The 22,991-nt window shown below is 44.1% G+C and carries 19 protein-coding genes; 16 read left to right on the top strand and 3 right to left on the bottom strand.

Features of this window, described 5'->3' with window-relative positions; all coding sequences use genetic code 11:
- Nucleotides 1–103 precede the first annotated feature (103 nt).
- The 3 genes from ilvC (at nt 104) to rep (ending at nt 4,296) form a co-directional block, all read left to right on the top strand.
- Complete coding sequence (gene ilvC, locus EL341_RS16945) at nt 104–1,582, top strand: ketol-acid reductoisomerase (RefSeq protein ID WP_047782397.1); 1,479 nt, start codon at nt 104–106, stop codon at nt 1,580–1,582.
- 183 nt (nt 1,583–1,765) lie between these two features.
- Nucleotides 1,766–2,128 carry a DUF805 domain-containing protein gene (locus EL341_RS16940; RefSeq protein WP_047782396.1) on the top strand — a complete coding sequence of 121 codons (363 nt, stop codon included), beginning with the start codon at nt 1,766–1,768 and terminating at the stop codon, nt 2,126–2,128.
- 140 nt (nt 2,129–2,268) lie between these two features.
- Nucleotides 2,269–4,296 carry a DNA helicase Rep gene (gene rep / locus EL341_RS16935; RefSeq protein ID WP_074824553.1) on the top strand — a complete coding sequence of 676 codons (2,028 nt, stop codon included), beginning with the start codon at nt 2,269–2,271 and terminating at the stop codon, nt 4,294–4,296.
- Nucleotides 4,297–4,383: 87 nt separating this feature from the next.
- On the opposite strand, the gene EL341_RS16930 is transcribed toward rep, so the two are convergent.
- From EL341_RS16930 to rhlB, 3 genes are all read right to left on the bottom strand, one after another.
- Complete coding sequence (locus EL341_RS16930; protein WP_047782394.1) at nt 4,384–5,544, bottom strand: DUF3829 domain-containing protein; 1,161 nt, start codon at nt 5,542–5,544, stop codon at nt 4,384–4,386.
- Between the two features lie 102 nt (nt 5,545–5,646).
- A complete protein-coding gene (gene gppA, locus EL341_RS16925) occupies nt 5,647–7,146 on the bottom strand; it encodes a guanosine-5'-triphosphate,3'-diphosphate diphosphatase (RefSeq protein WP_074824554.1) in 1,500 nt (499 codons plus the stop codon).
- A 36-nt stretch (nt 7,147–7,182) separates the two neighbouring features.
- On the bottom strand, nt 7,183–8,466 hold the full coding sequence (gene rhlB / locus EL341_RS16920; protein WP_047782392.1) for an ATP-dependent RNA helicase RhlB: 1,284 nt from the start codon (nt 8,464–8,466) through the stop codon (nt 7,183–7,185).
- Nucleotides 8,467–8,612: 146 nt separating this feature from the next.
- On the opposite strand from rhlB, the gene trxA reads away from it, so the two are divergent.
- The 13 genes from trxA to wzyE all read left to right on the top strand — a co-directional run bounded on the left by trxA (nt 8,613) and on the right by wzyE (nt 22,989).
- A complete protein-coding gene (gene trxA / locus EL341_RS16915) occupies nt 8,613–8,939 on the top strand; it encodes a thioredoxin TrxA (RefSeq protein ID WP_047782391.1) in 327 nt (108 codons plus the stop codon).
- A 498-nt stretch (nt 8,940–9,437) separates the two neighbouring features.
- Complete coding sequence (rho, locus tag EL341_RS16910; RefSeq protein ID WP_047782390.1) at nt 9,438–10,697, top strand: transcription termination factor Rho; 1,260 nt, start codon at nt 9,438–9,440, stop codon at nt 10,695–10,697.
- A gap of 71 nt (nt 10,698–10,768) precedes the next feature.
- Nucleotides 10,769–11,866: a UDP-N-acetylglucosamine--undecaprenyl-phosphate N-acetylglucosaminephosphotransferase gene (wecA, locus tag EL341_RS16905; RefSeq protein ID WP_047782389.1), complete on the top strand. Its 1,098-nt coding sequence runs from the start codon at nt 10,769–10,771 to the stop codon at nt 11,864–11,866.
- Nucleotides 11,867–11,887: 21 nt separating this feature from the next.
- Complete coding sequence (gene wzzE / locus EL341_RS16900; RefSeq protein WP_047782388.1) at nt 11,888–12,928, top strand: ECA polysaccharide chain length modulation protein; 1,041 nt, start codon at nt 11,888–11,890, stop codon at nt 12,926–12,928.
- A 67-nt stretch (nt 12,929–12,995) separates the two neighbouring features.
- Nucleotides 12,996–14,111 (top strand): non-hydrolyzing UDP-N-acetylglucosamine 2-epimerase, encoded by a 1,116-nt coding sequence (gene wecB, locus EL341_RS16895; protein ID WP_074824556.1) that lies wholly within the window; start codon nt 12,996–12,998, stop codon nt 14,109–14,111.
- A gap of 12 nt (nt 14,112–14,123) precedes the next feature.
- A complete protein-coding gene (gene wecC / locus EL341_RS16890) occupies nt 14,124–15,386 on the top strand; it encodes a UDP-N-acetyl-D-mannosamine dehydrogenase (protein WP_047782386.1) in 1,263 nt (420 codons plus the stop codon).
- Nucleotides 15,377–16,456 carry a dTDP-glucose 4,6-dehydratase gene (gene rffG, locus EL341_RS16885; RefSeq protein WP_074824559.1) on the top strand — a complete coding sequence of 360 codons (1,080 nt, stop codon included), beginning with the start codon at nt 15,377–15,379 and terminating at the stop codon, nt 16,454–16,456. Before wecC ends, rffG begins: the two co-directional genes overlap by 10 nt.
- A 112-nt stretch (nt 16,457–16,568) precedes the next feature.
- Entirely contained in the window at nt 16,569–17,450 is an 882-nt protein-coding gene (gene rfbA / locus EL341_RS16880) for a glucose-1-phosphate thymidylyltransferase RfbA (RefSeq protein ID WP_047782384.1), read from the top strand.
- Complete coding sequence (rffC, locus tag EL341_RS16875) at nt 17,428–18,141, top strand: dTDP-4-amino-4,6-dideoxy-D-galactose acyltransferase (protein ID WP_126468190.1); 714 nt, start codon at nt 17,428–17,430, stop codon at nt 18,139–18,141. Before rfbA ends, rffC begins: the two co-directional genes overlap by 23 nt.
- 10 nt (nt 18,142–18,151) lie before the next feature.
- Nucleotides 18,152–19,282, top strand: coding sequence for a dTDP-4-amino-4,6-dideoxygalactose transaminase (rffA, locus tag EL341_RS16870; protein ID WP_047782382.1), 1,131 nt, complete (start codon nt 18,152–18,154; stop codon nt 19,280–19,282).
- Between the two features lies 1 nt (nt 19,283).
- Nucleotides 19,284–20,534 (top strand): lipid III flippase WzxE, encoded by a 1,251-nt coding sequence (gene wzxE, locus EL341_RS16865; RefSeq protein WP_047782381.1) that lies wholly within the window; start codon nt 19,284–19,286, stop codon nt 20,532–20,534.
- 2 nt (nt 20,535–20,536) lie between these two features.
- Nucleotides 20,537–21,619 (top strand): TDP-N-acetylfucosamine:lipid II N-acetylfucosaminyltransferase, encoded by a 1,083-nt coding sequence (locus EL341_RS16860; RefSeq protein ID WP_408634865.1) that lies wholly within the window; start codon nt 20,537–20,539, stop codon nt 21,617–21,619.
- Nucleotides 21,619–22,989: an ECA oligosaccharide polymerase gene (gene wzyE / locus EL341_RS16855; RefSeq protein ID WP_047782379.1), complete on the top strand. Its 1,371-nt coding sequence runs from the start codon at nt 21,619–21,621 to the stop codon at nt 22,987–22,989. The genes EL341_RS16860 and wzyE overlap by 1 nt, the downstream gene beginning before the upstream one ends.
- The last annotated feature ends 2 nt before the right edge of the window (nt 22,990–22,991 follow it).

Genomic DNA, 22,991 nt, shown 5'->3' with positions numbered 1-22,991 from the left:
AGCAATGTAGTTCTTGTCTTATTATGGATCTCAAGCGTACTTGCTTTTCGGTAAGTACCAACATAACAGAACACAGCATAACAATGCATAATGGAGAATAATAATGGCTAACTATTTCAATACGTTAAACCTGCGTCAGCAGCTGGCTCAATTAGGTCAGTGTCGTTTTATGGGCCGCGATGAGTTTGCTGATGAGGCCGGTTTTTTGAAAGGTAAAAAAATCGTTATTGTCGGATGTGGTGCTCAGGGTCTTAACCAAGGTCTGAACATGCGCGATTCTGGTTTGGATATCGCTTATGCATTACGTAAAGAAGCGATTGATGAGAAGCGTGCTTCATGGCGCAAAGCGACTGAGAACGGTTTTAAAGTCGGTACTTATGAAGAGCTGATTCCACAGGCAGATTTAGTGATTAACCTGACGCCAGACAAACAGCATTCTTCAGTAGTTCAGGCGGTTCAGCCATTAATGAAGCAAGGTGCTGCGTTAGGTTATTCTCACGGTTTCAACATTGTTGAAGTCGGTGAAAAAATTCGTGCGGATATCACCGTTGTGATGGTTGCACCGAAGTGTCCGGGAACTGAGGTTCGTGAAGAATATAAGCGCGGCTTTGGTGTTCCAACTCTGATTGCCGTTCACCCGGAAAACGATCCGAAGGGCGAAGGCATGGCAATTGCTAAAGCTTGGGCAGCGGCAACTGGCGGTCATCGTGCTGGCGTTCTACAGTCTTCTTTTGTTGCAGAAGTAAAATCTGACCTGATGGGTGAGCAAACAATTCTGTGCGGTATGTTACAGGCGGGTTCACTGCTGTGCTTTGACAAGATGGTTGCTGACGGTGCTTCACCGGCATATGCAGAAAAATTAATTCAATTCGGTTGGGAAGCGATTACAGAAGCGCTGAAGCAAGGCGGAATTACCCTGATGATGGATCGCCTGTCCAATTCGGCTAAACTGCGTGCGTTTGCTTTGTCTGAACAGCTGAAAGGTCTGATGACACCGCTATTCCAAAAGCATATGGATGACATCATTTCCGGTCATTTTTCTGAAGGCATGATGGCTGACTGGGCGAATAATGATGCAAATCTATTAGGATGGCGTGAAGAGACCGGCCGCAGTGCATTTGAAAATGCCCCGCAACAGGATGGTAAAATCAGCGAGCAGGAATATTTTGATCACGGCGTACTGATGGTTGCCATGGTGAAAGCCGGCGTTGAGTTGGCGTTTGAAACGATGGTTGTTTCAGGCATCATCGAAGAATCAGCTTACTATGAATCACTGCATGAACTTCCGTTGATAGCGAATACTATCGCTCGTAAGCGTCTGTATGAAATGAACGTCGTTATCTCAGATACGGCTGAATATGGTAACTACCTGTTCTCTAATGCTGCAGTGCCGTTACTGCGTGAGAAGTTCATGGCTTCACTACAGGCTGGGGATTTAGGTAAAGTGGTTGCAGCAACTGAAATTGATAATGCTCAGCTGCGTGACGTTAACGAAGCTATCCGTAACCATCCAATTGAAGTTGTTGGTAAGAAACTTCGTGGTTATATGACGGATATGAAGCGTATTGCCGTTGCCGGTTAATTATCTATTATCTGTTTAGCGTTTTAAAAGCCGGAAATTTCCGGCTTTTTTATTGAAAGTTTTGCATAACTAGATTGAGTTAATATTTTCGATTGTTTATATAAATCGTATTTATAATTATTACCCGTTCTATTATACTGCCGTCTTTCGTTTTTATTATTTTATATGCAAGGAATAGAAACAATGGAATGGTATAAAAAGTGTTTTACTCAGTACGCAGATTTTTCAGGCCGAGCTCGTCGTAAAGAGTATTGGATGTTTACTCTTTTTAATTTACTGGCCATTATCGTATTAGCGATTGTCGGTAGTATTTTAGACTCAGTATTTGGTTCAAACGGTGCAGTAACTGGTATTTTACTGATTGTATATAGCTTGGCGATTATTATTCCAAGCTTATCTGTTACGGTTCGCCGCCTGCATGATACTGATAAAACCGGTTGGTGGTATCTGCTGGTATTTATTCCATTTGGTTCACTGGTTCTGCTAGTGTTTACTATTTTGGAAGGAACTGCTGGCCCAAATACTTATGGTCCATCACCAAAATAAATATAGATTCTTATTGCTGAATCATCCACCCGTACCTTTAACTGTACGGGTTTTTTATTGCCGTTTTCCAAGCATGTTAGGTTAGCCGCGTTTTTGTTATACTTCTCTTCCCCTATTTCCATTGGTTAATTGTCCTGTTTATGCGTCTAAATCCCAGTCAACAACAAGCCGTTGAATTTGTTACCGGGCCTTGCCTGGTTTTAGCCGGAGCAGGTTCAGGTAAAACCCGAGTTATCACCAATAAGATAGCTTATTTGATCCGTGAGTGTGGTTATCAGGCTCGCCATATTGCAGCGGTGACCTTTACCAATAAAGCCGCCAGAGAGATGAAAGAGCGGGTATCACAAACGCTGGGGCGTAAGGAAGCGCGCGGATTGATGATTTCTACCTTTCACACCTTGGGTCTTGAGATTATTAAGCGTGAACACGCTGCGCTGAATATGAAGTCGAATTTCTCTTTATTTGACGATCAGGATCAGATGGCGTTGCTGAAAGACCTAACGGAAAAGTGGCTGGAAAATGATAAGACGCTGTTATCACAGTTAGTTTCAACCATTTCCAATTGGAAAAACGATTTAATTGGCCCTGCTGGAGCCGCAGCTTCAGCCAAGTCTGAGCGGGATAAGCTATTTGCCCACTGTTACGATCTGTATGATAAACAGCTTAAGTCGTGCAGCATTCTTGATTTTGACGATCTGATTTTATTGCCGACTTTATTATTGCAGCGTAATGAAGAAGTTCGTGAGCGCTGGCAAAACCGATTGCGCTATCTTCTGGTGGATGAATATCAGGATACCAACACCAGTCAGTATGAACTGGTTAAGCTGCTGGTTGGCAATCGGGCACGATTCACGGTGGTAGGGGATGACGATCAGTCTATTTATTCATGGCGTGGTGCCAGGCCTCAGAATCTGGTGCTATTAAGTCAGGATTTCCCTGCACTTCAGGTGATTAAGCTTGAGCAGAATTACCGTTCATCCGGGCGCATATTAAAAGCCGCTAATATCCTTATTGCTAATAATCCCCATGCGTTTGAGAAAAAATTATTTTCTGAGCTGGGATACGGCGAAGAATTAAAAGTTGTTACTGCCAATAACGAAGATAATGAGGCTGAGCGGGTTGTTGGTGAGCTAATAGCTCATCATTTTATTAATAAAACTGATTATCAGGATTATGCGATTTTGTATCGTGGCAACCATCAGTCGCGCATTTTTGAAAAAGTGCTGATGCAGAATCGTATTCCTTATCGTATTTCGGGCGGAACATCCTTCTTCTCTCGACCTGAAATTAAAGATTTGATGGCCTATCTGCGGGTGTTAACCAATCCGGATGATGACAGTGCATTTTTGCGCATTGTTAATACGCCGAGGCGTGAAATTGGTCCGGCAACGTTGGAAAAGTTAGGTAATTGGGCTAATCAGCGGGCGGTAAGTTTATATCGAGCCAGTTTTGACGTGGGTCTGGAGCAGCATCTAACCGGACGAGGATTAGAGTCGTTACAACGTTTCACTCACTGGCTGGCTGGTGTTACCGCAACTTCGGAAAGAGAACCGATTGCCGCCGTCAGGGATTTGATTCACGGCATTGACTATGAAAGCTGGCTATATGAAACCTCTCCCAGCGCTAAAGCCGCTGAAATGCGCATGAAAAATGTCAATCAGCTATTTGGCTGGATGACTGAAATGTTGGAAGGAAGCGATCTTGATGAACCGATGACCCTGACGCAGGTGGTTACCCGTTTTACTCTGCGGGATATGATGGAGCGCGGAGAAAGTGAGGAAGATGTGGATCAGGTTCAATTGATGACGTTACACGCTTCCAAAGGGCTTGAATTTCCTTATGTTTATCTGGTTGGTATGGAAGAGGGGCTACTTCCTCACCAAAGCAGTATTGATGAGGATAATGTCGATGAGGAACGTCGTTTAGCCTACGTCGGAATCACTCGGGCACAGAAAGAGCTGACCTTTACCCTTTGTCGAGAGCGTCGTCAGTTTGGTGAGTTAGTTCGGCCTGAGCCAAGCCGGTTCTTGCTGGAACTTCCTCAGGACGACTTAGCCTGGGAACGTGCGCGCAAAGTGGTTTCTGCCGAAGAACGTATGGAGAAGGGAAAAGGGCATTTGGCGAATATTCGCGAGCAGTTGGCTAAAGCTAAATCGCCAGATAAATGACAGGCTTTAAAAAATAATCCCGATAAACAATGCTTATCGGGATTAATATTTAGTGTATTTTTAGGATGGATAAATGTGTATTTTTATTTATCCTTGAACGATATCATTATAACGCTCAATAACCCTTAGCTGTTTGTTTTGTAGGTCATTTAAAAGATTTTCATCTTTGTTTTTACCCATGTCACGTACAGCAACTTTGGCTGAAATATTGAAGGCATTTAATGCTTCGATATATCTGCTGAGTTTACTTTCTTTTAAGCTTTCTTTAATCAGCGTGGCTGGATTTTCTTGAGCTTTTTTCAGTTCATCCAGCGCGGTTTCGATCAATTTTGCTTTCGCTTCATAAGCGGCTTTATCTGATTTTTTCAGGTTACCATTTTTGTTGTAATCGTTAACCAAACCGTCAAAAATAGCAGAAACATCATCGATACTGGTGTAAATCACCACCATGGTATCGAAGCCTTTGGCTTTTAGCGACGCTAACTCTTTTGCATGAAGTTGCTCATACAGATTGTTATGGGCTACGCGAGCGGCATCTTTAGCGGCTTCGTAGTTTTTGTAGGCTTCAGCCATGGTTTTATGTAGTTCTGGTGCCTTTTTGAAGTCATCCAGTTTAAATTCTTCGCTGGTTTTGTAGTAATCGATGAGCGTATCTGTTGCTTTGCTCATGGCAATAACGCTACTGATGTAGATAAGACCAGCTTCATCAATTTCAGGCATCGCTGGCTTCATATTTTTAATGGCTTCGCCTGCTTTTTTGTAATTCTCTAGTTCAGTTGAGCTAACTTTTCCTAAGGGACTAAAGGCTCGCATGGTAAAGAATGGATCCAGCGTATTTTCTTTGGCTCTGATTTTTTTTAGTGAAAATTTGCCATTTTTTTCGGTGAGTTCCATGTACTTTTCAACAGCATCAGGAATACGGGAAAGATTATTGAAAGCGATTAAGCCACCAATTCTTTTTCCATCAGCACCTTTCACATCAATGGAAGATTTGTTGTTGAATACATCAAGCCACAGGTTACCTTTTTCAGCTTCTTGCGCTGTTTGATCAACGCTAGTGCTCTGCTGAGTCGCTGATGCTGGGACTGATTCAACAACTTTAGGTTCTGCTGGTGTTGACGGTACTGATTCAACGACTTTTGGTGGCTGGGAACCAGAGGTAGCTGCATCTTTATCATCACATCCTGCAAGCAAACCGGCGATTAATGATGCTAACAGTAGTCTTTTAGTTATCGTTAATTTATTCATTCATAGAATCCTTTCATCAGCATATTTGTTTTAAATATATCGCCAGCCATTGAAGATCTTGGCTGTAATATATGAGTTAGTGAATGACTGGAACTTAACGGCTTAAATCGTCGTTATTAAGAGGGGAGTGTGGCTGTTGGTTTGCCAACGGCTCTCTTGTTGCAGCGCTTCAGCCTGTAGAGGATACAATGAAAACCACGCATTATCTATCTGGATGTTTAATTGTTCACCAACACTACTGATACATATTTCTGGTATTAAATCAGAGTGACGGGCTCGACAAAATAAAATAGCGATGCGTAATAAACGAACTAACTTTTGAGCCTGAGGTAGCGATAATGCATTTTGTTCTGCCAGTACCGATACGTTAATGGTATTGGTTTGGTTCAGGAGCAAAGCGGCCAGAAGTTTTCTCTGTGCCGGTGTGAAACCAGGCATTTCGATATGGCTTAACAGGTAGGATGCATGTTGGGCTGATTGCTTAAAATCAATGCTAAGTCCAATCTCATGCAGTTGGATTGCCCAATGCAATAGATCTGACATGGCTTCATTGATATGCCAACTCTCTTTCAACTGTTGGCAAAGGTTGTTTGCCAGTTGGCTGACCAAATTTGCCTGATTTTTATCGATAGCGTAGCGATGCTGAATAGCTTGTACTGTTCTCTGACGAATATTTTTATCAACCGGGCGATTAAGCATGCTATAGACTAACCCTTCGCGAAGGGCGCCACCGGCCAGAGTCATGCTGTTAATATCAAAGGTTTGAAAAATAGCAATCAGGATAGAAAGGCCGCTGGGAAATACTAACGCTCTTTCTAATGTCAGTCCTTCTATTTCCAGCTCTTCCAGCTTGCCGCATTGAATCGCCTGCGCTTTCAATTGTAGAAGTTTATCAAGGGTGATTTGTTCATCCATGCCTTGAGTGACCATAATTTCCTGTAGCGCCTGAACGGTGCCTGATGCACCAACGCAGATTTGCCAACCTTGATGCTTCATTGTCTCAGCGGTGCGCTGTAAATGGTTTCTGGCGGCGAGTTCAGCCTGATAAAAGTTATCTGCGCTGAGGACTCGGTCACTAAAATAACGTTCAAGCCAAGTGACACAGCCCATTGGTAAACTGACCAGTTGAGATATTTGGTCGTCATTTCCGGTGATTAACTCGGTACTTGCGCCACCAATATCGACAACTAGTCGGGATTTTGCTCCACCGGTAGTATGAGAAACACCTTGATAGATCAGCTGGGCTTCTTCTTCCCCGCTGATAATTTTAATTGGAAGGTTAAGGATTTTTTCTGCTTCGGATATAAATCGATCGGCATTCCTGGCCGTACGTAATGCTGCTGTTGCAACAATGCGTACGTGCTCTGACGGAATGTCATACAGACGCTCGGTAAATAATTTTAAGCACTGCCAGCCACGCTGCATGGCTTCTTCTGACAAGTCATTTCGATCGTTTAGTCCGGCAGCCAATCTGACCTTACGTTTGATGCGATCGAGGATTTGAATCGTCCCTGCAGTTTCACGGATAACCAGCATATGAAAGCTGTTTGAACCAAGGTCAATGGCAGCATAGAGAGGCGATTCACCTGTTCGTCTATTCATATGGTTAATTAGTTACCCGTGTAGGCTTCATTAATATTATCCAGGGCGTTTTCTGTTACGTGGTGGACCATTACGGCGTGGGCCACTACTGCGTCTTGGACCACCTGCATTACGTGGACGCGGAAGGCGTTTTGGTGCAGGAAAATCGGTTAACAGCGCATCTGAATTATAACGACTGACCGGAATTGAATGTTCGATATACTCTTCAATCGCTGGCAAGTTTAAGGCGTACTGTTCACAGGCTAATGTAATGGAATGACCACTGGCTCCAGCACGTCCGGTACGACCTATGCGGTGAACGTAATCTTCACAGTCATCAGGTAAATCGTAGTTAAATACATGAGTCACTTCAGGGATGTGTAAACCGCGGGCGGCAACATCGGTCGCTACTAAAATATCCAGATTGCCTTTGGTAAAGTCATCAAGGATATGTAAGCGTTTTTTCTGGGCAACATCACCGGTTAATAAGCCAACCCGGTGACCGTCGGCAGCCAAGTGGCCCCAGATATCTTCACAGGTATGTTTGGTATTAGCGAAAATAATGCAGCGATCGGGCCATTCTTCTTCAATCAACGTTTGTAACAAACGCATTTTGTCTTCATTAGACGGATAGAAAAGCTCTTCTTTAATTCGATGGCCAGTTTTTTGGGTTGGCTCAACTTCAACATATTGTGGGTTATTCATATGCTCAAAGGCTAATTCACGTACCCGATAAGAAAGGGTGGCAGAAAAAAGCATATTCAATCGTTGGTTAGTCGCAGGCATGCGACGAAATATCCAACGGATGTCTTTAATAAACCCAAGATCGAACATTCGATCGGCTTCATCAAGTACCACTACTTGGATAGCGCCCAGATCGATATGATTTTGTTTGGCATAATCGATAAGACGTCCGGTGGTACCGATCAGAATATCAACGCCAGCCTCTAATACTTTGAGTTGTTTATCGTAACCGTCACCGCCATAAGCCAGACCGATCTTTAAACCTGTTTCATGAGCTAATGCTTCAGCGTCATTATGAATTTGTACCGCCAGTTCGCGGGTTGGGGCCATAATTAAGGCGCGTGGTTGATTGACCTGGCGGTTGCTGTCAGGTGCATGTGTTAGTAAATAATTAAAGGTTGATGCCAGAAAAGCCAATGTTTTTCCGGTACCCGTTTGTGCCTGTCCTGCAACATCATGCCCTGCAACCGTATGAGGAAGCGCCAATGCCTGAATTGGTGTACAGTAATGAAAACCTTTATTTTCAAGGGCCTTTACTACCGAAGGGTCTAGTGCGAAGTCGGCAAACTTCTGTTCAGTTAAGTGTGTTTTGCTCATAGTAGTGTAGAATATCAGTTAACCTAGTATTCACGAAAGTATTGCTTTACGAATGCGTATCCGTTGAAATAAAGTCATCATATATTCAACGTTTCGTTGGCTAATATAACACCAATGAAACAATATCTAATCCTGTGGAGTCAAACATGAGCGAAAAAATTATTCACTTAACCGATAGCAGCTTTGAAATTGATGTTCTAAAAGCTGAAGGTCCTGTGCTGGTGGATTTTTGGGCTGAGTGGTGTGGTCCATGCAAAATGATTGCCCCTATTCTGGATGAAGTAGCGGCTGAATATGAAGGTAAACTGACGGTTGCAAAACTCAATATTGATCAAAACCCGGCAACGGCTCCTCAATATGGTATCCGTGGTATTCCAACTCTTTTACTGTTTAAAGACGGTGCTGTGGCTGCAACTAAAGTGGGCGCGTTATCAAAATCTCAGCTGAAAGAGTTTTTGGATAACAGCATTTAATTGAGAGTTAAATGATTTTTTGGTGATAGCTCTTTGTTTATCCATCAGGTTTGCATGGATAAACAAGGGATATCCCAACAATGTATTGAGATGGATGAACGCTTTATTTGCGTTTTTTACGCAAAAAATAGGGGTATATAGGGTATTTTGTTAGTGCAACCGTAGACTATGGTAATAAAGCATGCTACCTTTAATCTCGCTTCATGCAATCTTATCTATTACGTAATACGTACTCGTTTTAAAATCGTAGCTTAAAAGAGCTTTGTGCAGTTTACTCATCATTTATAGACTGTAGATGCTATGATTTTAAAACAGGTTTTAGAATGTATATCCATGCACTATTTCTAAGTTTTCTGATTATGTAGTCAGGCTTCGTCATGATACTTTTCTGATATAAAAATAGTGAATTGGATATTCTAATAATACGAGCGTGGCGTGCACCGTCAGCTATTCATCAAGACTTTTCGAGACAGACCCCAAGTTAAAGAACCCACCATTATGAATCTTACCGAACTAAAAAATACGCCGGTCTCTGAGTTAATTACTCTCGGCGAAAATATGGGGCTAGAGAATCTAGCTCGTATGCGCAAGCAAGATATTATCTTTTCAATCCTCAAACAGCATGCAAAAAGTGGAGAGGATATTTTTGGCGATGGCGTGTTGGAAATTCTACAGGATGGATTTGGTTTCCTCCGTTCTGCAGACAGTTCTTACCTCGCAGGTCCCGATGATATTTACGTCTCTCCTAGTCAAATCCGCCGCTTTAACTTACGTACTGGTGACACCATTTCTGGCAAGATTCGTCCGCCTAAAGAAGGTGAGCGTTATTTTGCACTGTTGAAAGTGAATGAAGTTAACTATGACAAGCCGGAAAATGCCCGTAATAAAATTCTGTTTGAAAACTTAACGCCGTTACATGCCAACTCTCGTTTGCGTATGGAGCGGGGAAATGGTTCAACAGAAGACTTAACTGCGCGAGTACTGGATTTAGCCTCACCTATCGGTCGTGGCCAGCGTGGTCTGATCGTTGCGCCGCCAAAAGCCGGTAAAACCATGCTGCTGCAAAATATTGCGCAAAGTATTGCCTATAATCATCCGGATTGCGTTTTGATGGTGTTGTTAATCGATGAACGTCCGGAAGAAGTTACCGAAATGCAGCGTTTGGTTAAAGGTGAAGTGGTTGCTTCTACTTTTGATGAGCCAGCTTCTCGCCACGTTCAGGTCGCTGAGATGGTTATCGAAAAAGCTAAACGTCTGGTTGAGCATAAAAAGGACGTTATTATCCTGCTGGATTCAATAACCCGTCTGGCTCGCGCTTATAACACGGTTGTACCTGCTTCAGGTAAAGTATTGACCGGTGGTGTGGATGCTAATGCGTTACATCGTCCTAAGCGTTTCTTTGGTGCTGCACGTAATGTGGAAGAGGGCGGTAGCCTGACCATTATTGCTACTGCGCTGGTAGATACCGGTTCTAAGATGGATGAAGTTATCTACGAAGAATTTAAAGGTACCGGTAATATGGAACTGCATTTATCCCGTAAAATTGCGGAAAAGCGCGTGTTCCCAGCCATTGATTACAACCGTTCAGGTACACGTAAAGAAGAGTTGCTGACAACGTCTGAAGAATTACAAAAAATGTGGATTCTGCGCCGAATTATTCATCCTATGGGTGAAATTGACGCGATGGAGTTCCTCATTAATAAGTTAGCGATGACGAAAACCAATGATGAATTCTTCGATATGATGAAGCGTTCGTAATAATAGATTAAATAGTATGAGTATTAGGTTAATATCCTGATACTCATTAATTTTATTGAGAGCCGTTAATCGTGAATTTCCTCGGTATGAGTGGCGATCTTATCGTCATTTTTTTGTTTTCTCTGGTCTTCTTGCTTGTTATTCGCAAAGTAGCCCAAAGAATTGGTTTAGTTGATAAGCCTAATTATCGGAAACGTCATCAGGGACTGATTCCTTTAGTCGGTGGTATTTCTGTTTATGCCGGGATTTGTCTGTATCTTTTTCTTAACTGGAATGAGATGGAGCAACCCGGCATTTATCTTATTTGCGCTGGCGTTTTGGTTGTTGTTGGCGCTTTTGACGATCGGTTTGATATCAGCGTTAAATTTCGGGCATCCATTCAGGCTCTTGTTGCGATAGCCATGATGTTTTTTGCCGGGCTTTATTTAAGTAGTCTGGGACATATTTTTGGACCATGGGATTTAGTTCTTGGACCTTTTGGTTATTTGCTCACTCTGTTTGCCGTATGGGGAGCTATCAATGCTTTTAATATGGTAGATGGCATAGATGGTTTGCTTGGCGGTTTAGCCTGCGTGACTTTCGGAGCGCTAGGGATTTTGCTGGTTTTAGATGGGCAGGCGTTTTTGGGCTACTGGTGTTTTGCTATTATTGCCGCGATTATTCCCTATCTGTTACTCAACCTTGGGGCCTTTGGTAAACACTATAAAGTGTTTATGGGGGATGCCGGCAGCACACTTATTGGTTTTACGGTAATCTGGATCTTATTGCAAAGTACCCAAGGTGTTGGGCATCCAATGAACCCGGTGACGGCGCTGTGGGTTATTGCTATTCCTCTGATTGATATGATTGCCATTATGTATCGTCGTTTACGTAAAGGTATGAGTCCTTTTTCTGCCGATCGGCAACATATTCATCATCTTATTATGCGGGCCGGATTCACTTCCCGTCAGGCTTTCGTTTTAATTACTTTGGCTGCCGCAATATTGGCGGCTATTGGTGTTATCGGTGAACACATTCCATTTGTCTCTGAATGGATGATGTTGGCACTATTTTTGCTTGCATTTATATTGTATGGCTACTGTATTAAACATGCCTGGCGCGTTGCTCGCTTTATTAAGCGTATCAAGCGTCGCATGCGGCGGTCACATGATAACCAGCGTAATTCCTAACCAGAGGCTTTTGTCTTAGACATGAAACCAGATATGCAGTCAGTTGAGAATGAATTAGATATCCGTGGTCTGTGCTATTCATTGTGGTATGGCAAATTATGGATTGTTGGTATTGCTGCTTTTTTTGCCATGGTGGCATTAGCCTATTCCTATCTTGTGAAACAGGAATGGAGTACTACGGCGATTACCGACAAACCGACAGTGAGCATGCTCGGCGGTTATTATTCACAAGAGCAGTTTCTGCGAGGCCTTACTCGAAATAATAGTAGTAGTGGGGTAACGACTGAAACTCCGATTACTGAGGATGTGTATGGCGAGTTTATTATGCAGCTTTCCTCTTATGACTCGCGCCGCGATTTCTGGTTGCAGTCTGATTATTATAAGCAGCGCAAGGAGGGAGAACCTCGCGCTGATGCCGTGTTACTGGATGAATTGATTAACAACATTGTATTCACTCCCAAGGATGATAAAAAAGGGATGAATGACAGTATTAAGTTGACGGCTGAAACACCAAGCGATGCTAATCAGCTTTTACGTCAATATATTAATTTTACCAACCAAAAAGCGGTATCTGGCTTGAATGAAGAGCTGGAGGGGACGTGGCTTGTGCGTAAAACAACCTTAGCTAATCAACTGAAACGTCAGGAAGAGATTGCTAATGCCGTTTATCAGCGTGAACTCAAGCGTGTTCAGCACGCCCTGAGTATTGCAGAGCAGCAAGGTATCACTCGTTCACAGACTGACGTGCCCGTCGATCAGCTACCCAACTCAGAGCTATTTTTACTTGGCAAGCCAATGCTGCAGGCTCGATATGAGACCTTACAAGCTAGCGGTCCCGACTTTGATAACGATTACGATCACGATCGTGCGGTACTTTCCTCATTGGATGATGGTGTAAAACTGGATACCCAATTTAAAACTTACCGTTATTTACGGACGCCGGAAGATCCAATTACTCGCGATAAACCTCGCAGAATGTTTTTGTTGATTATGTGGGGTGGTATCGGTGGCTTGGTTGGTGCTGGTATTGCGTTAACCCGTAGACGTCAGAATAATAATTAAGGCCAGGTACTCTCGCGTACCTGAATGGCAGTTTACTGTCGTGATAATTGACTGAAGAGATAGCTTTGTGAAAGTGTTAACTGTGTTTGGCACACGACCTGAAGCGATTAAAATGGCGCCGCTGGTGCATGCATTGGCGGCCGATGATTATTTCGAATCAAAAGTTTGTGTGACGGCCCAGCATCGGGAGATGCTGGATCAGGTACTGCATTTGTTCAATATAAAGCCTGACTACGATTTAGATATTATGCGTCCAGGGCAAGGGCTAACCGAAATTACCTGCCGTATATTGGAAGGGCTAAAGCCAGTATTGGAAGAGTTTAAGCCGGATGTAGTCTTGGTTCATGGTGATACCACCACCACGATGGCAACCAGTCTGGCCGCTTTTTATCAGCGCATTCCGGTAGGGCATGTTGAAGCAGGCTTGCGCACTGGCGATCTTTATTCCCCATGGCCAGAAGAGGGGAACCGGAAGTTAACTGGTCATCTGGCGATGTACCATTTTGCTCCAACGGAAACCTCAAAACAAAATTTGTTAGCTGAAGCGATAGCCGACAAACAGATTACTGTTACCGGTAATACCGTTATTGACGCGCTGTTTTGGGTACGCGATCGGATCCGTACTGACTCTGTACTGCGTCAGGAAATGGAACAACGTTACGCTTTCCTACAAAAAGATAAAAAAATTATTTTAGTGACCGGGCATCGACGCGAAAGTTTTGGTGATGGTTTCGAGCGTATCTGCGGTGCGCTGGCGGATATAGCTCGTACTCATCCTGATGTTCAGGTTATTTATCCGGTCCATCTTAATCCTAACGTTCGTGAACCGGTTAAGCGCATTTTAAGCCATATTGATAACGTTACCTTAATAGAACCTCAGGATTACCTACCGTTTGTCTATCTGATGGATCACGCCTATTTGATATTAACCGATTCGGGTGGTATCCAGGAGGAGGCTCCTTCTCTTGGTAAGCCAGTCTTGGTGATGCGTAATACCACTGAACGTCCAGAGGCTTTAGCAGCCGGTACGGTGAGATTGGTTGGCACAGATGTTGCATTAATTATTAAAGAAGTGAGTCGCTTATTAACGGATGAAAACGAATATCACTTAATGAGCAAGTCGCATAATCCTTACGGTGATGGCAAAGCCTGTCAGCGTATTCTCGATGCTTTGAAAAAATAATCTGGTGAAGCTATGAGTTTTGAAACGATTTCAGTTATTGGTCTGGGCTATATTGGTTTACCTACGGCGGCAGCATTTGCATCGTGTAGAAAACAGGTTATTGGTGTGGATGTTAATCAACATGCGGTAGACACCATTAACCGCGGAGCGATTCACATTGTTGAACCCGATCTGGACAAAGTGGTTAAAGATGCCGTTGAGGCGGGATGTTTACGGGCTGTGACTAAGCCATTACCCGCTGATGCGTTTCTGATAGCGGTACCGACCCCGTTTAAAGGCGATCATGAACCCGATATGGTTTATGTTGAGGCGGCGGCTAAGTCCATTGCACCGGTGCTGAAAAAAGGCGATCTGGTGATTCTGGAATCGACTTCTCCGGTTGGTGCAACGGAACAAATGGCTGAATGGTTAGCTGCAGCTCGCCCGGATCTGACATTCCCACAGCAGGCAGGTGAGTCTGCGGACATTAATATTGCTTACTGCCCTGAGCGTGTACTGCCGGGTAAAGTGATGGTTGAACTGATTCAAAACGACCGTGTGGTTGGTGGAATGACCCCTCGTTGTTCAGAACGTGCCAGCGCACTATATAAAATTTTCTTAAACGGTGAGTGTGTTATCACCAACTCACGCACCGCTGAAATGTGTAAGTTAACCGAGAATAGCTTCCGTGATGTCAACATTGCATTTGCCAATGAGCTGTCGCTGATTTGTGACCATCAGGGGATCAATGTTTGGGAGTTGATTCGTTTGGCTAACCGCCATCCGCGGGTCAATATTTTGCAACCTGGTCCTGGCGTTGGTGGGCACTGTATTGCCGTTGACCCATGGTTTATTGTGGCACAAAACCCGCAGGAAGCTCGCCTGATTAAAATTGCCCGAGAAGTGAATGACGGCAAGCCTTATTGGGTGCTGGATAAAGTGAAGAGTGCTGTGGCGGACTGTCTGGCAGAGAGCGGTAAACGCGCTGCAGAAGTCAAAATCGCCTGCTTTGGTCTGGCATTTAAGCCTGATATTGATGATTTACGTGAAAGTCCGGCATTAGAAATCACACATATGATTGCCGACTGGCATGTAGGAACAACATTAGTTGTTGAACCTAATATCCATGAAGTGCCGAAAGTTTTAATGAATAAAGCGGTGTTAGCGGATGTTTCCGATGCCCTTAACGACGCAGATATTATTGTGATGTTGGTTGACCATCGTCAGTTTAAGGTTGTGAGTCCGGAGCAGGTGAAACAGCAGTGGATTGTCGATACGAAAGGAGTATGGCGTTGAGAAAAATTCTGGTTACCGGCGGCGCAGGTTTTATTGGTTCTGCGGTAGTAAGGCATATTATTGAAGACACTAAAGATAGCGTAGTGGTCGTCGATAAGCTGACTTATGCGGGAAATCTCGATTCGTTATCTGATGTTGCGGACAATGAACGCTACGCCTTTGAACAGGTCGATATCTGCAATCGCTCTACATTGGATGAGGTGTTTGCCAAGCATCAGCCAGATTTTGTGATGCATCTGGCCGCGGAAAGTCACGTCGATCGTTCCATTGATGGTCCGTCAGCATTTATTGAGACCAATATTATTGGTACTTATACATTGCTTGAAGCGGCCAGACATTATTGGATGGCATTGGATACCGTGCGCAAGCAGGCATTTCGTTTTCACCATATTTCGACCGATGAGGTTTATGGCGATCTGCATGGTACTGATGATCTATTCACAGAAACCACGCCTTATGCACCAAGCAGCCCCTATTCAGCGTCTAAAGCGTCCAGCGATCATTTAGTACGTGCCTGGCTACGTACCTATGGTTTCCCGACCATTGTGACTAACTGTTCCAATAACTATGGCCCATATCACTTCCCGGAGAAGTTGATTCCATTGATGATTCTTAATGCTCTGGAAGGCAAGCCACTGCCGGTTTATGGTAATGGTGCGCAAATTCGTGATTGGTTATTTGTTGAAGATCATGCCAAGGCTCTTTATAAGGTGGTAACCGAGGGTGTTATCGGTGAAACCTATAATATTGGCGGTCATAATGAGCGCAAAAATATTGAAGTTGTGCATACCATTTGCCAACTGCTGGAAGAGTTAGCACCATCAAAACCTGCTGGCGTAGCAAAATATGAAGATTTAATTACCTATGTCACCGATCGCCCGGGACATGATATGCGTTATGCCATTGACGCTGGCAAAATAGAGCGTGAACTGGGCTGGAAACCGCAGGAAACCTTCGAGTCAGGTATGCGTAAAACCGTATCTTGGTATCTGGCAAATCAGGTTTGGTGGCAACGAGTTCTGGATGGCTCTTATGCCCGAGAGCGAATTGGGCTTAAGTCGTCACTTTAATTCTGCAATAGACTGGGTACTTGATGATGTCATGTACCCACTTATTTTTATTAACATTAGCTTTAAGGGCGTTGGCATTTAGCCATCACTCTTAAATAAAATGGTGAAGTCAATGAAAGGCATTATTCTTGCGGGCGGTTCCGGCACGCGCTTATATCCGATAACGCGCGGTGTTTCGAAGCAACTGCTGCCGATTTACGATAAGCCTATGATTTATTATCCGTTGTCCGTTCTTATGTTGGCGGGCATTCGCGATATTCTGATTATTTCCACCCCTGATGACCTACCGGCTTTTCAACGTTTACTGGGAACCGGTGATGAATTTGGTATTAAGTTGAGCTATGCCGCTCAACCTAGCCCTGATGGGTTAGCACAGGCTTTCCTGATTGGTGAAGAGTTCATTAACGGTGAAGCCTGTTGTTTAGTTTTGGGTGACAATATCTTTTTTGGTCAAAGCTTTAGCCCTAAGTTACGTAGTGTTGCTGCGCGTGAACAAGGGGCGACGGTGTTTGGTTATCAGGTAATGGATCCAGAGCGTTTTGGTGTGGTTGAGTTTGATCAGGATTTTAGAGCCTTATCGATTGAAGAAAAACCAACGAAGCCGAAGTCAAACTGGGCGGTTACTGGCCTCTACTTCTATGATAACCAAGTAGTGGATTTGGCAAAACAGGTTAAGCCATCCCCGCGTGGTGAGCTGGAGATTACCAGTATTAATCAGATGTATCTTGAACAGGGTACCCTGAATGTTGAGTTGCTGGGTAGGGGATTCGCTTGGTTGGATACCGGAACTCACGATAGCCTGATTGAAGCCAGCACCTTTGTACAAACGGTGGAAAAAAGACAAGGCTTTAAAGTTGCTTGTTTGGAAGAGATTGCTTGGCGTAACGGATGGTTAGATGATGCCAGCGTATTGAAAACGGCAAACATACTGTCAAAAACCGGATACGGTAAGTATTTACAGGATTTACTGAATGTCCGCCCGCGCCAGTATTGATCGCCTTGAGTGGGAGAGCGAGTTTTTTGCTCTCTCTACGGCTAAGTTGAGTTTTGCTGAGTCGGTAACGACGTTGCCCGATGAAGACGCCCTTGGCCAATTTCAACTGGTTCAGGCGAAAGTACCTGCTCAGCGGTTAGATGTGGTTGATGCCTTAAGTCGAGCAGGTTTTCAACTGGTTGAAGGAGAGGTCGATTTTATTTTATCGATCGATCTTGCGATAGAAAGTGCTTTAGCGCCGACGTTTTCCTGCCGGTTAGCAGCAGAAAGCGATATTCCGGCGTTACGCAACACGGCGTCAGACGTTTTTAGTTTAAGTCGGTTTAGAGCTCCCTGGTATCAGCCTGGTGATAGCGGTCGTTTTTATGCTTTATGGGTAGAGAAGGCGGTATTGGGCACCTTTGATCATCAATGTTTGATATTGGAAGATGAACAGGGAAACCCTCAGGGTTTTGTAACATTGCGTCATCTTGATGAACAGCAGGCACGTATTGGTTTATTAGCCGTCTGGCCGGGATGTGGCAATAAAGGTGTGGGTCTTAAGTTGATGAAGGCAGCTAAACGCTGGTGTGCAGAACGAGGGCTAAATCGCCTTTACGTCGCGACCCAGATGGGAAATATGGCGGCTTTACGTCTTTATGTTCGTAGTGGTGCCTCAATTCATGGCACAGCATATTGGTTATACAGGTAAGGTGAGAAAGATGATTCCGTTTAACGCTCCTCCGGTTGTAGGTACAGAACTCGAATATATGCAGGCCGCCATGAGTAGCGGTAAGTTATGTGGTGACGGTGGCTTTACTCGCCGTTGTCAGCAGTGGATGGAACAACATTTCGGCAGTCATAAAGTCCTGTTAACACCATCCTGTACCGCATCGTTGGAAATGGCCGCGTTGCTGTTGGATATCAAGCCTGGCGATGAAGTGATCATGCCGAGTTTTACCTTCGTTTCCACCGCCAATGCTTTTGTTCTACGCGGTGCTAAAGCGGTGTTTGTTGATGTCCGTCCGGATACCATGAATATCGATGAGACTAAAATTGAAGCCGCCATTACCGACAAAACCAGAGCGATTGTCCCTGTTCACTATGCTGGTGTAGCGTGTGAAATGGATACCATTATGGCGCTGGCGAAGAAATATAACCTCTATGTGGTGGAAGATGCTGCTCAGGGCGTAATGTCGACTTATAAGGGTAAAGCGTTAGGCACTATTGGTCATATTGGTTGCTTTAGCTTCCACGAGACTAAAAACTACACTGCTGGCGGTGAGGGTGGAGCAACGTTAATTAACGATCCATCTCTGATTGAGCGTGCAGAAATTATTCGTGAGAAAGGGACTAACCGCAGTCAATTTTTCCGCGGTCAGGTTGATAAGTATACCTGGCGCGATATCGGCTCCAGCTATTTGATGGCAGATCTACAGGCCGCTTACCTGTGGGGCCAGCTGGAAGTTGCAGAACAGATTAATCAGCGTCGTCTGGAGCTGTGGCATAATTATTATCAGGCGTTTAAGACACTAGCGGATAGTGGACGTATTGAGTTACCCGTTATCCCGGCTAACTGTCGTCAGAATGCGCATATGTTCTATGTTAAGTTAAAAAATGTTGAAGACCGCACTAACTTTATCAGCTATCTGAAAGAGGCTGAAATCATGGCGGTATTCCATTATATCCCGCTGCATGCCTGTCCTGCTGGAGAGAAATACGGCGTTTTCCACGGTGAAGATCGCTATACCACCAAAGAAAGCGATCGTCTGGTTCGTCTACCGCTGTTTTATAACATGACGGATATTAATCAACGCACGGTTATCAGCACCATCCTGAGCTACTTTGCCTGATATGTCTCTGGCTAAAGCATCAATTTGGACTGCCGGCTCTACGCTGATTAAGATTGGCGTAGGGCTGTTGATCGTGAAGCTGCTCGCTGTTTCTTTCGGACCTAGTGGTGTTGGTCTGGCGGGTAACTTTCGTCAGTTGATTACCGTTTTAGGCGTGTTATCCGGCGCCGGTATTTTTAACGGTATTACTCGCTATGTTTCTCAATATCATCAGGAACCACAGCAGTTGCGTAAAGCGGTGGGAACCTCTGCCAGCATTATTCTGGGCTTCTCAACGCTCTTGGCGGTGGTCTTTCTGCTTTTTTCTGAGCAGATAAGTCTTGCCCTGTTTGATCATACTGAATATCAGAGCGTTGTCCGTGCGGTAGCGTTTATTCAAATGGGGATTGCTTATGCCAACTTCTTTCTGGCTATTCTTAAAGGCTATCGTGATGCGGTAGGTAATGCCCTGGGGGTGATTGGCGGGAGTTTGTTTGGCGTTGCGGGTTATCTGATTTGCTTCTATTTGGGCGGTTATGAAGGTGCTTTGGCTGGGTTGGCTTTAGTACCTGCTCTGGTGGTTATTCCCGCTGGCTTGATACTCTGGCGTAGAAAAACGATGCCTTTGGCTTATTTGAAGCCGATGTGGGATAAGGCTATCGCGAGCAATCTGGGTAAATTTACCATTATGGCGTTGATTACATCGGTAACGTTACCGGTGGCTTATGTGATGATGCGTAATTTACTGGCCGAACACTATAGTTGGAGTGATGTGGGTATTTGGCAAGGGGTAAGCAGTATTTCTGATGCTTATCTGCAGTTTATTACCGCATCGTTTACCGTTTATTTGTTGCCTACCCTTTCACGATTAACCAGCAAGCAGGAGCTGTCTCGAGAAATTCTCCGCTCACTGCGTTTTGTGTTACCTGTGGTGGCTGCGGTAAGTTTCTGCGTTTGGCTACTGCGTGACTTTGCTATCTGGCTGCTGTTTTCCAGTCAATTTGTAGCTATGCGTGATTTGTTTGCCTGGCAGCTGGTTGGCGATGTGTTAAAAGTCGGTTCTTATGTTTTTGGCTATTTAGTTATCGCGAAGGCATCACTCAGATTCTATATTTTGACTGAGGTGAGTCAGTTTGCATTGTTGACCGGTTTTTCCCACTGGTTAATACCGCAGAATGGTGCCTTGGGAGCAGCTCAATCTTATATGGCCAGTTATATTATTTATTTTGTGCTTTGTAGCTGCGTTTTCCTTATTTATCGTAGACGATCATAACAATGTTGATTCATATATTAGGTTCGGATATCCCCCATCATAATTTGACGGTGTTGCGTTTTTTTAATGATGTTTTGTCATCACAGACAGAGCCTGAGTCTGCGAAACATTTTATGGTAGCCGCACGGGATAGCGCGCAATTTGATGTATTTAATCAGTTGAAGATAGAAAGCTATGCCGATAAAAGCGCACTCGCTAAGGCGGTCATTGAGCGAAGTAAAGCGGATCGTGAAACCCGTTTCTTATTCCATGGTCAATTCAATACTAAACTGTGGTTAGCGCTGTTGTTTAATCAAATGGATACCAAGCGTGTTAGCTGGCACGTTTGGGGGGCGGATCTGTACGAGGATTCAACCAACTGGAAGTTTCGCCTTTTTTACCGCTTACGTCGTTTTGCTCAGGGAAAAGTGGGGCATGTTTTTGCTACCCGCGGCGATCTGATTCATTATCAACAGCGGCATGCGAATGTCCCATGCACTCTGCTTTATTTTCCAACCCGGATGGGTGCGAATTATCGTCCTGAAACCAGCGATAGGTACCCTCGGCAAACGTTGACTATTTTGTTGGGGAATTCTGGTGACCGTACTAATCGGCACATTGAAGCGTTGCAGGAAATTTACGAGAAGTTTGGCACCGACAATATCAACATCATTATTCCGCTAGGCTATCCAGCGAATAATCAGGTTTATATTGCTGAAATCCGCGCGAAAGCCGAGGCGTTATTTCCACAGGGTCAGGTTACTCTATTAACCGAGCAGATTCCTTTTGATGAGTATTTAACCATTCTTTCCGGCTGCGATTTAGGTTATTTCATTTTTAACCGTCAGCAGGGTATTGGCACCCTTTGTTTACTGATTCAAAGCGGGGTGCCTTTTGTTGTCAGTCGTAAAAACCCATTTTGGCACGATCTTGAGGAACAGCAGATTCCTTTCCTGTTCTACGGAGATAAAGTGGATACAGACGTTGTACGCGAGACACAAACAAAGCTGGCTGCTATGAATAAAAGTCAGATCGCTTTCTTTAATCCAAACTATATTGATGGTTGGAAGCAGGCTTTGCGTATTGCCGCTGAGGAGGGTAAATAATGGAGCCCACACAGTTTGCTGGCTTATTTGTTGTTTACCTGATTTCGCTGGTATTCATTTTGACCCTAACTTATAAAGAGTTTCGGCGAGTACGTTTCAATTTTAACGTTTTGTTTTCTTTGCTTTATTTATTAACTTTTTACTTTGGTTTTCCGTTGACCTGTTTGTTGGTTTTTCAGTTTGATGTACAGGTGGTTGAAGTTGATTCATTACTTAATGCGCTACTGTCCGCTACCTGTTTTTATGCCATTTACTATATTTGCTATAAAACCCGACTGATAAAAGCTAACGCAACACCTCGTCCGGCATTATTCACCATGAATCGGGTAGAGACTAACCTGACTTGGATATTGTTGGCCTTAGTGGCAATTTCAACCGTCGGGATTTTCTTCCTGCAAAACGGTTTCTTACTGTTTAAATTAGAAAAATACAGCCAGATTTTTTCCAGCGATGTTTCCGGGGTGGCATTAAAGCGTTTCTTCTATTTCTTTATTCCAGCGATGCTGATTGTTTATTTCCTAAAAGAAAATACCCGTAGTTGGTTCCTGTTTTTAATCAGCACGGTGGCATTTGGTGTTTTGACCTATGTTGTTGTGGGAGGCACTCGAGCCAATATCCTGATTGCCTTCTCTTTATTTTTATTTATAGGTATAGCTCGAGGGCATATTACTCTATGGATGCTGGTTATGGCCGGCGTTGCTGGTGTAGTTGGTATGTTCTGGTTGGCATTAAAACGCTATGGCATGAATGTATCCGGCGCAGAAGCGTTCTATACTTTCCTTTATTTAACGCGCGATACCTTCTCTCCATGGGAGAATTTAGCGCTGTTACTGCAAAATTACGACAAGATTGAGTTTCAGGGATTAGCACCGATTGTTCGTGATTTTTATGTGTTTATTCCGAGCTGGGTATGGCCGGACAGACCGAATCTAGTGGTGAATACCGCGAACTATTTTACTTGGGAAGTGCTGGATTATCATTCCGGGTTAGCAATATCGCCAACGTTAATTGGTTCACTGATTGTGATGGGCGGCGTGTGGTTTATTCCTTTAGGTGCTGTTTTAGTCGGTTTAATTATTAAATGGTTTGATTGGGTCTACGAGAAGGGAAAAGCTGAGTCAAACCGTTATAAAGGCGCCATCATGCAGGCTTTCTGCTTCGGTGCGGTATTTAATATTATTGTTTTAACGCGTGAGGGAGTGGATTCATTTGTCTCACGGGTGGTATTTTTTGCATTAATTTTTGGGCTATGTTTGATCTTGGCTAAATTGCTGTATTGGGCTTTTGATACCTGTGGAATGATTCGTCAGCGGGTCAGTAAATCGGTTAATGCCAGACAGGTGAAGATTGATAAGGCGAAAGTCGTTTAGGA

This window comes from Pragia fontium, assembly GCF_900638655.1.
GTDB lineage: Bacteria > Pseudomonadota > Gammaproteobacteria > Enterobacterales > Enterobacteriaceae > Pragia > Pragia fontium.
This window is presented reverse-complemented; position numbering and strand designations above follow the sequence as displayed.

What these genes read in the sequence shown, in the direction of transcription:
- ilvC (WP_047782397.1), top strand. Translation starts at nt 104, where the DNA reads ATGGCTAACTATTTCAATACGTTAAACCTGCGTCAGCAGCTGGCTCAA.
- EL341_RS16940 (WP_047782396.1), top strand. Translation starts at nt 1,766, where the DNA reads ATGGAATGGTATAAAAAGTGTTTTACTCAGTACGCAGATTTTTCAGGC.
- rep (WP_074824553.1), top strand. Translation starts at nt 2,269, where the DNA reads ATGCGTCTAAATCCCAGTCAACAACAAGCCGTTGAATTTGTTACCGGG.
- EL341_RS16930 (WP_047782394.1), bottom strand. Translation starts at nt 5,544, where the DNA reads ATGAATAAATTAACGATAACTAAAAGACTACTGTTAGCATCATTAATC.
- gppA (WP_074824554.1), bottom strand. Translation starts at nt 7,146, where the DNA reads ATGAATAGACGAACAGGTGAATCGCCTCTCTATGCTGCCATTGACCTT.
- rhlB (WP_047782392.1), bottom strand. Translation starts at nt 8,466, where the DNA reads ATGAGCAAAACACACTTAACTGAACAGAAGTTTGCCGACTTCGCACTA.
- trxA (WP_047782391.1), top strand. Translation starts at nt 8,613, where the DNA reads ATGAGCGAAAAAATTATTCACTTAACCGATAGCAGCTTTGAAATTGAT.
- rho (WP_047782390.1), top strand. Translation starts at nt 9,438, where the DNA reads ATGAATCTTACCGAACTAAAAAATACGCCGGTCTCTGAGTTAATTACT.
- wzzE (WP_047782388.1), top strand. Translation starts at nt 11,888, where the DNA reads ATGAAACCAGATATGCAGTCAGTTGAGAATGAATTAGATATCCGTGGT.
- wecC (WP_047782386.1), top strand. Translation starts at nt 14,124, where the DNA reads ATGAGTTTTGAAACGATTTCAGTTATTGGTCTGGGCTATATTGGTTTA.
- rffG (WP_074824559.1), top strand. Translation starts at nt 15,377, where the DNA reads ATGGCGTTGAGAAAAATTCTGGTTACCGGCGGCGCAGGTTTTATTGGT.
- rfbA (WP_047782384.1), top strand. Translation starts at nt 16,569, where the DNA reads ATGAAAGGCATTATTCTTGCGGGCGGTTCCGGCACGCGCTTATATCCG.
- rffC (WP_126468190.1), top strand. Translation starts at nt 17,428, where the DNA reads ATGTCCGCCCGCGCCAGTATTGATCGCCTTGAGTGGGAGAGCGAGTTT.
- rffA (WP_047782382.1), top strand. Translation starts at nt 18,152, where the DNA reads ATGATTCCGTTTAACGCTCCTCCGGTTGTAGGTACAGAACTCGAATAT.
- wzxE (WP_047782381.1), top strand. Translation starts at nt 19,284, where the DNA reads ATGTCTCTGGCTAAAGCATCAATTTGGACTGCCGGCTCTACGCTGATT.
- EL341_RS16860 (WP_408634865.1), top strand. Translation starts at nt 20,537, where the DNA reads ATGTTGATTCATATATTAGGTTCGGATATCCCCCATCATAATTTGACG.
- wzyE (WP_047782379.1), top strand. Translation starts at nt 21,619, where the DNA reads ATGGAGCCCACACAGTTTGCTGGCTTATTTGTTGTTTACCTGATTTCG.